General features: G+C 68.4%; 14 protein-coding genes. 1 reads left to right on the forward strand and 13 read right to left on the reverse strand.

Going from position 1 to position 13,239, the window contains the following annotated elements:
* Positions 1–485: 485 nt before the first annotated feature.
* The 9 genes from ACNKF0_RS09700 to ACNKF0_RS09740 all read right to left on the reverse strand — a co-directional run bounded on the left by ACNKF0_RS09700 (position 486) and on the right by ACNKF0_RS09740 (position 8,309).
* Positions 486–950, reverse strand: a complete 465-nt coding sequence (locus ACNKF0_RS09700; RefSeq protein ID WP_416957880.1) for a hypothetical protein — start codon at positions 948–950, stop codon at positions 486–488.
* Positions 947–2,026, reverse strand: a complete 1,080-nt coding sequence (locus tag ACNKF0_RS09705; RefSeq protein WP_416957881.1) for an ArdC-like ssDNA-binding domain-containing protein — start codon at positions 2,024–2,026, stop codon at positions 947–949. The genes ACNKF0_RS09700 and ACNKF0_RS09705 overlap by 4 nt, the downstream gene beginning before the upstream one ends.
* Complete coding sequence (locus ACNKF0_RS09710) at positions 2,023–3,519, reverse strand: ATP-binding protein (RefSeq protein ID WP_416957883.1); 1,497 nt, start codon at positions 3,517–3,519, stop codon at positions 2,023–2,025. Before ACNKF0_RS09710 ends, ACNKF0_RS09705 begins: the two co-directional genes overlap by 4 nt.
* Entirely contained in the window at positions 3,516–3,923 is a 408-nt protein-coding gene (locus tag ACNKF0_RS09715; protein WP_416957885.1) for a hypothetical protein, read from the reverse strand. Before ACNKF0_RS09715 ends, ACNKF0_RS09710 begins: the two co-directional genes overlap by 4 nt.
* A 389-nt stretch (positions 3,924–4,312) precedes the next feature.
* A complete protein-coding gene (locus ACNKF0_RS09720) occupies positions 4,313–4,801 on the reverse strand; it encodes an MGMT family protein (protein ID WP_416957887.1) in 489 nt (162 codons plus the stop codon).
* Between the two features lie 121 nt (positions 4,802–4,922).
* Entirely contained in the window at positions 4,923–6,371 is a 1,449-nt protein-coding gene (locus ACNKF0_RS09725) for an SCO6880 family protein (protein WP_416957889.1), read from the reverse strand.
* 6 nt (positions 6,372–6,377) lie between these two features.
* The gene (locus ACNKF0_RS09730) at positions 6,378–7,676 is read right to left on the reverse strand and encodes a conjugal transfer protein TrbL (protein WP_416957890.1); all 1,299 of its coding nucleotides are present in this window, start codon (positions 7,674–7,676) and stop codon (positions 6,378–6,380) included.
* An 11-nt stretch (positions 7,677–7,687) separates the two neighbouring features.
* Positions 7,688–7,993: a DUF6112 family protein gene (locus ACNKF0_RS09735; RefSeq protein ID WP_416957892.1), complete on the reverse strand. Its 306-nt coding sequence runs from the start codon at positions 7,991–7,993 to the stop codon at positions 7,688–7,690.
* Between the two features lie 34 nt (positions 7,994–8,027).
* Positions 8,028–8,309, reverse strand: a complete 282-nt coding sequence (locus tag ACNKF0_RS09740; protein ID WP_416957894.1) for a DUF6112 family protein — start codon at positions 8,307–8,309, stop codon at positions 8,028–8,030.
* Positions 8,310–8,412: 103 nt separating this feature from the next.
* Here ACNKF0_RS09740 and ACNKF0_RS09745 point away from each other — a divergent pair, with 103 nt between their 5' ends.
* Positions 8,413–9,582, forward strand: a complete 1,170-nt coding sequence (locus tag ACNKF0_RS09745; RefSeq protein WP_416957896.1) for a hypothetical protein — start codon at positions 8,413–8,415, stop codon at positions 9,580–9,582.
* A 13-nt stretch (positions 9,583–9,595) separates the two neighbouring features.
* On the opposite strand, the gene ACNKF0_RS09750 is transcribed toward ACNKF0_RS09745, so the two are convergent.
* The 4 genes from ACNKF0_RS09750 to ACNKF0_RS09765 form a co-directional block, all read right to left on the reverse strand.
* Entirely contained in the window at positions 9,596–10,411 is an 816-nt protein-coding gene (locus ACNKF0_RS09750) for a hypothetical protein (protein WP_416957898.1), read from the reverse strand.
* Positions 10,412–10,496: 85 nt separating this feature from the next.
* Positions 10,497–11,615 carry a C40 family peptidase gene (locus ACNKF0_RS09755; protein ID WP_416957900.1) on the reverse strand — a complete coding sequence of 373 codons (1,119 nt, stop codon included), beginning with the start codon at positions 11,613–11,615 and terminating at the stop codon, positions 10,497–10,499.
* Between the two features lie 7 nt (positions 11,616–11,622).
* Positions 11,623–12,288, reverse strand: coding sequence for a hypothetical protein (locus ACNKF0_RS09760; RefSeq protein WP_416957902.1), 666 nt, complete (start codon positions 12,286–12,288; stop codon positions 11,623–11,625).
* Between the two features lie 45 nt (positions 12,289–12,333).
* Positions 12,334–13,227, reverse strand: a complete 894-nt coding sequence (locus ACNKF0_RS09765) for a ParB/RepB/Spo0J family partition protein (protein WP_416957904.1) — start codon at positions 13,225–13,227, stop codon at positions 12,334–12,336.
* Between the last annotated feature and the right edge of the window lie 12 nt (positions 13,228–13,239).

A 13,239-nucleotide genomic window follows, 5' to 3' on the forward strand; every position in this document is an offset into this window, starting at 1 on the left:
CCAGATCTCCCGGCCACAGCTGCGTCCGATCAGGTAGCCGACGTCGCTCGCCCTCGGGTGCTGGATCGAGGGACGGAGGGTGGCGGCGCGTCGTACGAGAGCCTTCTTCGAAGCCGTCGCGTCGATGTCTCGTGCGGTCGCGGTGCCCTGGATCCGGTGAGGATCTCGAGCAGTCCGGTGCCGGAGTCGGGCGACCAGTCTCCACATGCACCAGGCGAGCGTCGCGAGGACGCCGATGAAAAGCGTCACCGCGCTCCAGTAGGCGAGCGCGGACAACCCCGGGGCGCCGAACGCTCGCGACGGCCGGCCTGGATCGGTGAGGACACGCAGGCCGCCCGCGATCCCGCTGCCGGGCGTGTCCGCACCGGTCGCGACCGCGGCCACCGTTGCAGCGGCGCGCAGCACAAGCGCCAGAGCGAAGGCCGCCAGGAGCCCGATGAGTGCCAGGTTCACGAGCTCGTCGTTCGCACTGCGTGCGGCTGGGTTCATGCCGGGGCCTCGAACGGGGTGACTGTCCGTGAGCTCATCCCGAGGATCATGAGCCCGCCGCGGGTTGCGGCGAGCAGCGCGGGCGGGAGGTTGAGCGACGCCTTGCCGTCGGCATCGGCGTTCTGCCGTACGACGACGTAGGCCAGCGCGACCTCCTCGCCCGGCTGGAACCCGGCAACAGCGAGCGATGGAGTTGAGGTGGTGGGTGACGGCCCTGCCGCCGCTGGTGCCGGGGATTCTGGGGGAGTCGCGATGTCGGAGTACGTCGATCCGTCGGCCTCGCGTACCTCGACTCGCACGGGGGCGCCGAGCTCTGAGGTGATCTCGTCGATGACAGCTCGAAGGTCACCGCGGGTTCTGCTCTGTCCAGAGTCGCGGGGGACACCGTCGACGTCGACCGCCATCACGCCGTCGGCGTCGATGGCGACGTGGACGACGCTCAGGACGACGGGGATCTTCATAGCCCGAGCACCGCCCCGTCGCGCCGTACGTCGGTGACGACAGGAGCCGTCCCGGTCCGGTGGCTGAGGGCTTCGCGGTCGAGCCCGGGCGGGTTGCCGTCGCCGATCTGATGTGTGTCTACCTGGTCGAGGATGCCGAGTGCGGTCGCGCGGACGCGGTCAGCGGTCGACTGGACGACCTCGACCGGGTTCTTGCCCGGCACGCTCGCCGCCCAGGTCGACACGTACGGGACCGTGTAGGAGGAGGTGTCGAGTCCGTGCGCGGCGCCGACCATGAGCGCGACTGATTCGGCTTCCACTTCGGCGATCCCGCGGTGCAAGGTCGCGTCAGCAGCTACCTCGGTCGACAGGGCGTGTTCGCGAGGCGCGTGGAGGAGGACGTGGCCGAGTTCGTGGGCGAGCGTCTTGACCTGGGCGGCCTCGTCCATGTCCATGCGGACGGAGACCTCACGGGAGAGGAAGTCAGTCAGGCCGTTGGCGCCGCCGATCGCCGCGGCGGAGGAGACGAGGCGGAGCTCGAAGCCGGCCGCGGTGATCTGGTCGGCGAGGCCGTCCCACAGTCCATCCGGTGCCTGGCCCTGGAGCAGCGGCGGGCGGGGGAGTTCTGGCACGGGGTCGCCGGTGGTCTGGGAGATGTCCCAGACGTAGGTCGGTTTGACGCTGATCATGCGGGTGCGGGCGAACTCGCCGGACATGGGCTTCTCGTTGCGGGCCAGGCGCCGCCAGGAGTTCGGGTCGTCCGGCGCGAACGAGGCGAACCGGCCGGTGACCGGGGCGAGGATGCCGTACCCGTGCTGGCCCTTCGCGACGCTGCGTCCGAGTGAGAGCCACTGATGGAAGCCAGCGACGTACGTCGGGGTGGGTTCGGGCACCCTGCCCTCGTTGTACGCCGCGAAGTGCTGTGCCGCGATCAGCATCGAGTTTCCGAAGCTGCGTCCGCGGAACTGTGCCGCGAAGGTAAGGGCGCGCTTCCAGTCCTCACCGGTCACGAGCGCGGCGACAGATTCGGACAGCTGCTCCTGGAGGGCTTCGAGCTTGGCCTCGCGTGCCCCTCGACCTTGAACTTGAGTGGTCATGACGCCGTGCCTCCTGTCATCCGTCCGGTGGTGTCGAAGAGCTCGAGCTCGGCGGGGTGCATCTGGTGCTGGACGACGAAGGAGCGGTTCTTGATCCGCCACAGTCCCTGGCCGGTGCCGAGGGTGGGGATCAGTGACTGCTCGGTGCCTGTGAGCCCGAGTGCTGCCGAGGTGGCGCCGAGTTGGTCGGCTTCCTGGCGGTAGACGATGCGGGTCTCGGCGTTCGCGAGCAGTGACGAGGCGAGGGCCCGCATCGCGGAGCCGGAGTCGCCGACGTTGTCGAGGTCGGTGAGCTTGTGGAAGATCAGCATGTTCGCGATGCCGTAGTGCCGCGCGAGCCGCCAGTGGGCGTCCATCCGCCGCAGCAGCGCGGGGTGGGACATGAGCCGCCAGGCCTCGTCGTACACGACCCAGCGCTGGCCCCCGTTGGGGTCGAGGAGCGCGGATTCCATCCACGCCGACGCGCACGTCATTAGGACCGAGATGAGGGTGGCGTTCTCGGTGACGCGGGACAGGTCGAGGGAGATCATCGGCAGGCTCGGGTCGAAGGTGACCGTGGAGGGTCCGTCGAAGAGCCCGGCGAGGTCGCCCGCGACGAGGCGACGCAGTGCGTGGCCGACGAGACGTCCGTCCTCGGTGAGCCGGCTGTCGGGATCCTCGGCGGGGTCGGGGGCGAGGAGTCGGTCGACGACCATGGGGAGGACGGGTACGTCGGCACCTTGGACGGTGCGGTCAATGGCGATGTCGACGGCGGTGTGCTCGAGCGGGGTGAGGCGGCGTTCGAGCACGGTCTCGGCCAGAGCTCCGACGAGGTCACGGCGACGGGATGCGATCTGGCTCGCCCACTGCGCATCGTCGTAGCCGGAGGGGCGGTGTCCCTCGTCCAGCGGGTTGAGCCGGTTGGGCCTGCCGTGGCCCAGGGCGATGGCGCGTCCGCCGACCGCTTCGGCGACGGCGGTGTGCTCACCCTTGGGGTCACCCGGGACGTAGACGCGGCGGCCGAACGGGATCGAGCGGGTGTAGAGGCTCTTGGCGAGGCATGACTTGCCGGAGCCGACGATGCCGGCGAGCACGAGGTTCGGTGCGGTGATGAGGCCGCGGGCGTAGAGGATCCACGGGTCGTAGACGAACGAGCTTCCGGAGTAGAGGTCCTGGCCGACGAAGACGCCTTCGCTGCCGAGGCCGCCTTCGGCGAGGAACGGGTACGCGCCGGCGAGGGTGGCCGAGGTGTCCTGATGCCGCGGGAGCCGGAACCGGCCGGGGGTGCGGAGCGCTGCAGGGCCAGGCTCTCCAGCCCGGGGAAGGGTGACGGTCGAGCGCTTCTCGGCGGTGAGCGCGTCGGCCTTTCGCTTCGCCTCGGTACGACGCGCCTCGCGGTCCTCCGACAGCCGGGCTCGGGCGGCCGCCTTGCGCAGCTTCCGGTCCCCCCGACGCTCGCGCCCCGGAGAGACGAGTACCGCCGAATGAAGTCGGCCGTCCTGCCACCCGGTCACAAGGACAACCCGCGATCCTGCAGCGGCCGGTGGACCGGAGCGAGGGACGGATAGTCCGCGATGTCGTAGGCGATGGTCGCCTCGACCTCGTGCGCCCGGTCGACACATTCGGCGACCTGATGGACCATCTCAGCCGCGCGATGCAGCTCCCAGGAGACCTTGTACGACGCAGCGCGTCCTGCATTCGGGTCGCCGTTCATCCACGCCTGCTTGCGTGACGGCCCGTCGTGGAAGTCACCCAGTTGATGGAGCGACTGGCTCAGCGATGCGAGCGCCGAGCTGACGGCACCCAAGACTGGATAGATCGACGTCGGATCGTCGATATGCAGGGTCGCGTGTGCGAGGCCGCGGACTGCCTCACGGAGTTCGTCGGCGTCCACGACGGGGTCGTTGAAGCTGGGCATCAAATCCTCCTCGATCAGTGGTACTCATCGAGGAGGTGCGCGCGGCGCTCCGTCGTGTTGACGGAACGCCACGCGGTCATCGGCCTACGCTTGCGTCATGGCCGATCTGACGGAGCCGTGCCCGAACTGCAGCACCCTGATGCGCTGGGAGACCTCCCACGAGCGGTGTGACGGATGCGGCTACATCCGCCCGTGCTGCGAGGGAGCGCCCTGCAACTGAGTCCTATTCGTCGACGGTATCGGCACGGTCACCGCGGCGTCGGGGAACCCACTCCGGATCGCAAAGGACTGCCCACCGGTCTCGCACGGCGGGCCGCTGCGTCGGCCGTTGTAGAAGCTTGCAGGAGTGGTGTCCAGCAGAGTGGATGTAGGACGGGGCACCAGCGAGTTCACCCGGTGCAGTCTCGACAGGTGTACTGCACCGCGTCGTGCTTCCAGCAGGGCACGGCGGCGCGCACCTTGGCGCGCTTCTCCCGTACGCGAGCCGCCGGAATGTACGGTGCTATGCCGTCCGGAATCGGCATGCGGTTCGCCCGGCCCATATCGACGCGGCGGTTCACGCCCTCGCCGATCAGCGGCACACCCTCGCCCGCAAGCCGGTCAAGCGCCCAGCCGACCCACTGCGCGCGGGGGCCCGTGACCTGGGCCGCGTCGAGCAGCGAGCCGTCCGATCGCACCACCCGCCACCACGGCAGCGGGTCGAGAGAAGTCCCCTCGTTGGGACGGTGGCCCAGGATCGTCGAAACCGTGCGTGCGTGAGTGGTGGGTCGGCCGACCAGTTGGGCGAGATCGGCATAGGTGATGACCATGCCCGCAGGGATGCTGGCGCATGCGTCGTAGACGGCCTCTGCCTCGCTGGTCGTGTAGTGGCTGCTCATGCTGCGGTGCTCCTTCAGGTCGTGCTCCCGAGAGTAAGGGTCGGGGCCGACATGGCCGTGGCCGCGGGCCGGAGTTCGCTGGAGCGTCGAGCGCGAACTGTCGTCGCTCGCGGGTCAAGGGTCAGACGGGACGACACAGTGGCAGTGCAGCGGCTGAGAAGCCCTGAGCCTGCTGTCCCCAGAGCCGACGGGTCTCGCATGACGCTTGGATCCCCGCCTGCTCGATCGCAGCGACGGCGCGCTCGAGCTCGTCAGGATCGCTCGCGCTGACCGCGACGAAGCCGGTCGCTCGCAGGACTCCGTGCCCGGCCGTGAGGTCGGCTTCCTGCTGGAGGACGTCCTGGTACTCGGCGGTCTGCTGGGCGTCTTCGATCTGGCCGATCCTCTGCCGCTGCGCCGCGTCCGAGATGTACTCGGTCTTCTTCTTGCGGATGTCGCGGGCAGCGCGATCGGTACGCATCGGCGTGTAAAGCAGCGTGAAGGTTCGACGCACGCCGGAGGAAAGCAGCAGGGGCGCGAGGAAGCCGGGGTACACGAGGGATCGTGGCCACTCGCTGATCCAGAGCACGCAGTGGTTCGCGGAGTCGCTGCGCAAGGAGCCCCACGATTCGGTGACCGCGACGGGTCCCGCGGTGGCGAGGTCGCGGCCGATGTCGCCGTGGCGCTCGAGTGCGCCCGCGACGGCGGGGTCGTACGCCGACCGTAGGATCAGCGCAAGATCGCCGGGCGTGAGCCACTCGCCGGGGGAGAGGTCGGCGGACCGGAGGGCCGCGAGCATGGTCGCCATTTCGTGACGGAGTACGGCGGCCGCCCCTCGCTTGCCTCCGCCGGCAGCCCGGATCGCTCGCCCGGCCACCTTCATGTCCAGCGAGATCGAGACAGTCGACGCGTGGCGCTCGCCCGCCGGGCCGGCGCGGTCGACGAGCTCGCCGTACGTCGTCGCGGCCCAGGAGCCGGATCGGTCGCCGTGCTGCTCCCACCAGTCCGCCAGTCCCTTGCCGGAGTCGGGCAGCGTCCGCTCCATCACCTGGACGGAGGCGATTCGGCCGGATCGGCATGCCGTCGCTAGGACGCGGCCCCACGAGACGACCCGGCGCTGCTGCTCAGCTGGGTCGAGCAGTACGAACGCAGGGTGGGAGACACCGACGATCGCGGTCAGTGTCGCAGCGTGTGGGTCGTGGACCATGACGGCGTCGGTCTCGGGGTCGACCCATTGGCGCAACCGAGCCGCATCGCCCGGCAGCGCCAGCGTGCCAGCGGGGCGCGGCTTCACGATCCGGCGGCGGTACAACAGCTGCCCGCCGGTGGATCGCCAGAGCCACCGCGCGCCGATCGGTGCCCACTCGATGAGCTTGCGCCCGCCGACGCCCAAGAACGCCAGTGCCACGAAAGACAGGATGATCGGGAAGGTAATCACCACGGCGCCGACGTACAGGCCGATGATCAACGTGCCCGACGCGAGGCTGGCCATCAGGAGTTGGGGTGCGGAAAGGCCGAGCAGTACGCCGCGTCGCGTGAGGCGCGAGAACTTGATCGGGGTCAGTTCCGGTTCGCCGGTGGTCGTGGCCACCGCCGATCACTTCTTCCCAGCGGTGTCGACCAGCGTCGAGTCCGCGACCGGGGGCGGGACGGTCGAGGGCGCGGCGGACTCGTGCGCCTCTGCCTGTCCGGTCGCCTGCGCAGCGACGAAGTTTCCGAGTCGAGGGCCAGCCGCCGCGGCCTCCTTCGCGACCACCACTCCGGCAGTGACCGCTCCGCCTGCTGCCGCTGCACCTCCGGAGGCGCCACCGGCTCCGGCGCCGCTGCCGCCCGCACCACTCGATGGTCCGCCGGCGGATGGTCCCGCAGTCACGGGCGAGCTGCCGGACGTCGTACCGCCACCGCCACTGCCGCCTCCGCTGCCGTCGCCCAGGACCTTGGCCGGCTCGCTGCCGGTGCGCCGGGAGAGCGGGATCGGCATCGGCCGGTTGAGGGACGCTTTGGCTTCCTGCTCGGCTGACATCGCGTGGTACATGTCGAAGCCCATGAAGGCGATGGCCTTGTAGGTCAGGTACGGCGCGAATCCGGCCATCAGCATCAGGACCACGCCTGCCATCGGCTGGCTCACGGACTCCAGGTCTGCGTCGATCGGCGCAGAAACCTGCGCGGTCGCCAGCAGGAAAATCACCACGAGGACGACCTTCGACAGGATCATCGCGATCACGAACGTCGCCCAGCGGCTCACCCAACTGCGGGTGTGGTCCCAGCTGGACCCGGCGAGAGCGATCGGGGCGAAGACGATCGCGATCAGCAGCAGCGCCTTGCGGATGAGGAGGCTGATCCACACGACCATGGCCCCGATGATCGCGAGGCTGGCAAGGAAGATCGTCAGGATCGCACCCGCGCCGGGCGCGGCGAGGTTGATGGTGCCGAGGCCTGCGGCGAGTACCGCGACCTTGTCGCCCATCTCATTCATGTTGGTGCCGGCGGCGTTGACGATCCCGATGCAGAGCTGGTCGGTGATCTCGAGGGCGGTCGCGAGCAACGCGAGGGCGACGAAGGATCCAAAGATGGATTTCGCCAGCCCGAGCGCCGCTCTGGACAGAGCGGCGGGCTCGCGGCGGATCATGCCGCCGATGACCTGGAGCATGAAGAACCCGAGCATCACGAAGACCCCGACGCCGAACATGATGTTGTAGACCTTCGTGTACTCGCCGCTGGTCACGCCGACGTACGTCGTGGAGTCGATGACCTTCCATACGGACGTGAACATCCACTCGGCAGCGCCGCCCATGCCCTGCGCGAGCCAGTCGAACGGCGCGGTCACCACCGCACCGGCCGCGTCCCCGGCGGCGTTGCAGACCTCGTGGATCACCGGCACATCGCAGACACCCATGACGATCGCCCTCAGACCTGCTGGCCGACGTTCCAGAAGAAGTTCACGAGCGTCACCGAGGCGCCGCAGACGATCGCGGCCCCGAGGGCGACGAGTACGCCGAGCTTGCCGCGGCCCGCGAGGTGCGGGTTGCTCGAGTTCGCGCCGAGCGCCCACACGATCGCGGAGATGATGAGGGCGAGTACGGCGAGGATCAGCCCGACCGTCATCGCGGCGCCGACGATCTGCTTGAGCTCGCCGATGCCGGGGAGCCCGTTCGAGTTCGGGTCGATCTCGATGTCGAGGGGAAGCAGCAGGGCTGCTGCGGGAAGGTTCATCGGAAGGACTCCTGACGTCGGACGGGCGGACGTGTTAGAGGTGCGGCCCGACGTCCAGCAGCCAGTTGGCCCAGGTGAGCGCGGCGCCGGTGAGGGTGGCGCCACCGATGGCGACGAAGCAGCCGAGCTTGGCCTTCTGAGCGGTGTGCCAACTGCCTGAGCTGGACGCGAGGGCCCAGGTCGTCGCCGAGACGACGAGCATGAGTACGGCGACGATCAGGCCGTATGTGAGGAGCGCACCGACGATGGTGCGAAGGTCACCCGCGCCGCCGACGGCGCCGAAGTCCGGACCGACGTCCGTGAAAGTCAGCAGCATCAGGGTCATGATCATCAGGTGCGTTGACCGAAGCACCGGGGCTCTCCATCCTCCCAACCGCCTCCGCCCGCTCCCGTAGTCTGACGCCGTGAGGATGGGGTCCTTGTTCACTCCCGCGCCCGAGCAGTGGGGACTGCGCGGTGATCGGTACCTATGGCAGGCACTTCGAGAGGCTCTCGACGAGACGCCGGTCCCGGCCACGGACGATGGCGTGGACAACCTGCTCGCCACCCACATCGAAGACTTGGCTGGTGTCGACATTCGCCGGGAAGTGCAGGAGGCCGTATATCGCGAGCAGTTCGCGCACGGAGGTATGTCGAGCGGACACATTCACGTACCGACCTGGAGAGATCGACTCCTCCCGCTACTGGTCGCGAGAGCCGCAGGAACCCGCGTGCCTGACCCGTGGGATCGGCAGGTCAGCGTGGATCTCCGGGCAACGAGAAGTCGCATCGCGAGGCTGAACCGGTACGTCGAAAGCAACCTTCTGTCGGATGGCCAGTTCATCTGTCCGAGCTACCAGCAGTGCCGCAATTCGCGGCACCAGGGCGGTGCCTTTCGGGAAGGCATCATGAGTCACGTCGGCCGGCGATTCGACCTGACTCTTGATGGAGAGCCGCTACGCATCGCCGTCGTGGGTCAGGAGTCCGGTCTGGCCAAGGGTCCTTCGGCGGCCAGGTACCTCAGCGGGGTCACCATGGAAACGCGATATCAGCAGGTCGTGAACGGGTCGGGGTTGGCGCACCGCTACTACGCGCAGGACGGATACCCGGGACGCAATCCCCATATGCGAGGCACGACGACCGCGCTGAGGCTGCTCTTGGGAACCGGTCTCGGGACCGACTACGAGGGCGAGTTCGTGCTTCCCACGAAGGGTCGACGCTTCCATCTCTTTGACGGGTTTGCCCTGGTCAACCGGCTGCTCTGCTCAGCTGGCCCGCCCGGAGGTAGCCAGGGGCGACCGACCGGCACCATGGCCCGAAACTGCGGCGCCCACTTCTCCGCCACGCTGTCGATACTTGAGCCTACGATCGTGATCCTGCAGGGCACCAAGGTCGCAAAGTGGGCGACCGGCGTTCTTGCCCCAGAACGAGTGCACACGGAGCACCTGTACGAGGCCATCCTTGATGGGCGCCGCGTGGTCGTTTGCCGATTCTCCCACCCGTCGGCTCACGGGACCATCAGGTGGGGCGATCGACCGGATGCTCCATACGTCGCAAACGTCGTCGCCCCAACGTTGCAAGCTGCGCTCCAACTCAGTCTGCAGACCTGACAACGCATCAACCTCAGCGCGACAGCGCGTGGATTCTGACGGTCACGGCGTCGGCCTGCGCGGACCTCGTGAATTGGAAGAACCCGCAGCGTTCGTCGGCCGGGTTCCACGCGATGCTCCGGCCGTGAGGGCGGACCAAGCGTCGTGGACCCAGGAACGCCATTGCGGGATCGTTGAGGAGGTCCCACAGACGTTCGCCGTCGCCGATTTTGTCCAGAGCAGCCACCAGGTGTTCACGATTCGACCAGTCGTGGACGTGCAGGGCGCTGATCAAACCGTCGAGCAGTGTCTTCACCGATGGGGCGATGTCGCGGCGACTCCAACTCGATCCGAGCTCGGCGGTGATCCCAAGCTCGCCCCCATACAAAGTGCCGATGTCTCCGTGCACCTTGAGTTGCTCGCGGAACGCGGACCACCAATGCGCTGGTGTTGATCCTGGGGGTAGATCGATCAACCGAACTGAAGCGAGAAGTTGGCCGCCGGGCCTTGGCGCGTCCTCCGGCTCGATGCTGGTGTATCGAACATGGTGAAGGTCATCGCGGCTGGCTATCCTTCGGCAGCTCAGGCCTTGGCGAGCGAGATGGCTGAAGCAGCCGCTTCCCAGGTTGTAGAGGAGCACGTTCTCGAGGTCGGCGAAGCTCTGATCTGGTGTGGCGTACTCCGCGTAGAGGACGCCCGCTTGGCTTGCCCTCATGGAACGCAGCGCCGTGCGGAGGTCGCGCCGGTACTCGCTTAGCCAGCCTTTCGGTTCGAAAGGCAACCGCACGGCGCTCCAGGCCTCTACGTGGGTCTCCGAGCCGTGCACCGCGAACCGGCGAGCCTGCTCCATGCGGTCAGGATGCCACCCGGCAGTCCCCGGAGACCTCTGGCGTCGGGCCACCTTGATGACGATGACAGCCGGCAGGTGTGCGCAACTAGCCGAGCCGGCGGACGGTCATGACCTCGCCCGCGAACTCTCCGATCGTCCCGTGGCGCACGACGTCACCGGTCCGCGGTGCGTGCAGGATCCGGTCTCCGCCGACATAGATCGCGACGTGGTGCGGGCCGCCGGCGCCTGGGTAGCTGAAGAAGATCAGGTCACCGGGCATCTTCTTGCCGAAGGGGATGCCAGTGCCGGCGCGGATCTGGTCGCCGGAGTAGTGGGGGAGTCGGATGTGTCCGCCGGAGGCTTGGTAGGCGGCGTACAGGACGAGGCCGGAGCAGTCGAAGCCTCCGCCTGTGGGTCCGTTGAAATTGCCGCCGCCCCAGACGTACGGTTTGCCGAGTTGCGTTGCGGCGGCCTTGATGAAGTCGCCGGCAAAGCCGGGCGGGAGGTCGAGCGGTACGTCGCCCGCGGGCTGGGCGCATGCCAGCTCGCCGGACAGCGTCACTCCGCTCAGGGTGGTGAGGATCTTCTCCGCGATCGGCTGGTTGACGGCGTAGCGGTCGGGATAGGCCGAGACCTGGACGGCCTGGGCCGCGGCGCCGGGATCCATCGATGCCCAGTCGTCGATGTCGAGCAGGCCACGCGGGGAGCCGTGGTTCGGGCCGGTGGGACCGCCGTAGAAGGCTCGGGATGACCAGACGGGGTCCATCAGGTTCTCGACGCTGCCCCATCCCGCGGCGGGGCGTTGCTGGAAGAGGCCGACGGAGTCGTGGTCGCTGCCGTCGCCGTCGTTCGGGACGTTGCCGGAGTCGGGGTAGGCGCCGGTGTTCGACAGGAGACGCAGCGATGACTCGGTCAGGGCGGTCATGATCGCGATCATCTGTCCGCGGGCCGGAATGTTCTCGCTCTCGCCGGTGGCGATGACCGTCGCGGCGCGGGTGAGCTGCTGCTGGTTGAGAGTGACGGTCTCACCGTTGGTGTTTGTCGCGCTGAGGCTGTCCGGTACCGGGCCGCTGACGCCGAGGCTCTCGGTCGCCTGACCGTCCCACATGCAGCTGCCCGAGCCTGCGGCAGCCGGGCTGATCAGGGTTGCGATGCCGAGGACGGCTGCGCCGGGCGCAAGGAGTACGGCGGCCGCAGCGCCGACGGCAAGCACCTTGATGCCCATGGCCGCGTCACCTGAGTGGGTTGTCGAGCTGCGAGAGCCGCAGGACGTGGCAGCGGTCGAACGACGGCTCGCAGGCGACGAAGACGGTGAACGCGACCGGGTGCGACGACTCGGCGCTCTCGCCGTTCCACACGCCGATCCGGTGCCGTGTGCCGGTGACGGTCACGGCCGTCGTGCCCGGTCGGAGATGGCCGTGGGCTTGCTGCACTGCCGCGGTCCAGGACTCGGGGACGTACGCCTCGTCGATTTCGATCGTCTGCCGCACTTCCATCGCCCCGAGGTCGAGCCACTGGTCGACGGTCGGCAGGTAGGTGGCGACATCGGCGATCAGGCCGGGCGTCTCTTCGCCCGACGGATCGGCGTCGGCCAGGACGGCGGCGGTGTAGTCGGTCGGCAGGAAGCCGAGGCTGGTGTCCCAGTCGAACAGCGAGGTCGCGACGGCGCGTGCGTAGGCGATCGGATCCGTCGTGTGCGGGAGAGCGCGATCTTCGAGCGTGACCACCGGAGTGGCCGCCTCCGGGATCGCCCGGACCTCCCCGGACGGTCGAGGCGCCGGGGTCGACTCGGTGGCCTCGGGGCCGCGCACGAGTCCGAACACGCCGACAACAAGGGTCGCGAGGGAGAGGACGCAGCCGAGGATTACGGCGATCTGGCGCCAGGTGAGGTTGCGCATAGAGGCTCCGAGGTCGAGGTGGCGGACACCCGGGAGGTACGTCGGTCAGGCCGACGCGGCCGCCGTACGTAGGTCGCGGAGTCGGTCGCGCAGGTCGGTGGTTTCGGTGACGACCCGCTCGAAGCGCGCCCACTCATCGTCCTTGAGTGCACCTGCGAGCTCGTTGACGTCGTACAACGCTGTCCATCCCTCGAGTTCGGACCACATGAGGGTGAACGACCGCGGGCTGTGATGGCGTGGCGCGCGCTTGGCCTTGTTCCGTAGCGCCCGCAGTCGCTTGGCGTTCTCCTCCTCCTGGACGCGCTTGAGCGCTTCGGCTGCGAGGCGAGTGACCTCGTCCTGCTCTTCGTCGGTAGGAGGGGGCGGCTTGCTGGCCAGCTCGACGGCGGCCTTCACGCGCTTGTACGCCGGAGCGACCGGTGCGTCGTTGTCGATCTCGGTCAGCATGTTGGCAGCGAACTCGCGCACGGACTCGCCCAGGCTGGCGTCCTCGGCAACGGACCTGATCCAGTTGATCCGCTCGAGCCGCTGGGATGCGTCGGTGCCGGTGACGATGTGTGCGGCGATCGAGGTGGTCTTTCCGTGCGGTGGTAGTGACTCACTACCACCGTTCGCTACGCCGTCGTTGCCGGTCCTACCGAACCGCGTGGCTGCCTGGCGCCGCTCTGAATCTTCCTTCTCCAGGACCTTGATCTCCTCGTAGAGGCGCGCGGTCTCGACGGGGGAGAGCGGCTTACGCTGCTCGTTCTCGTCCTGCTGGGCGAGCAGGTGGGAGAGCTGATCGGAGATTCCGGAGCGGACCCAGACGCTCAAGGTGCGCTTGCCGAGCCGGCGCATCGCCTCCAGGCGCCGCAACCCACAGACCAGCACCCCGTCCGGGGTGACCGTGATCGGCTGTAGCAGTCCGACCTCTTCGATCGACCGCATGAGGGCGCTCATGTCGCCGAGGTC

It is taken from the genome of Nocardioides sp. T5, assembly GCF_048161455.1.
Taxonomy (GTDB): Bacteria; Actinomycetota; Actinomycetes; order Propionibacteriales; family Nocardioidaceae; genus Nocardioides.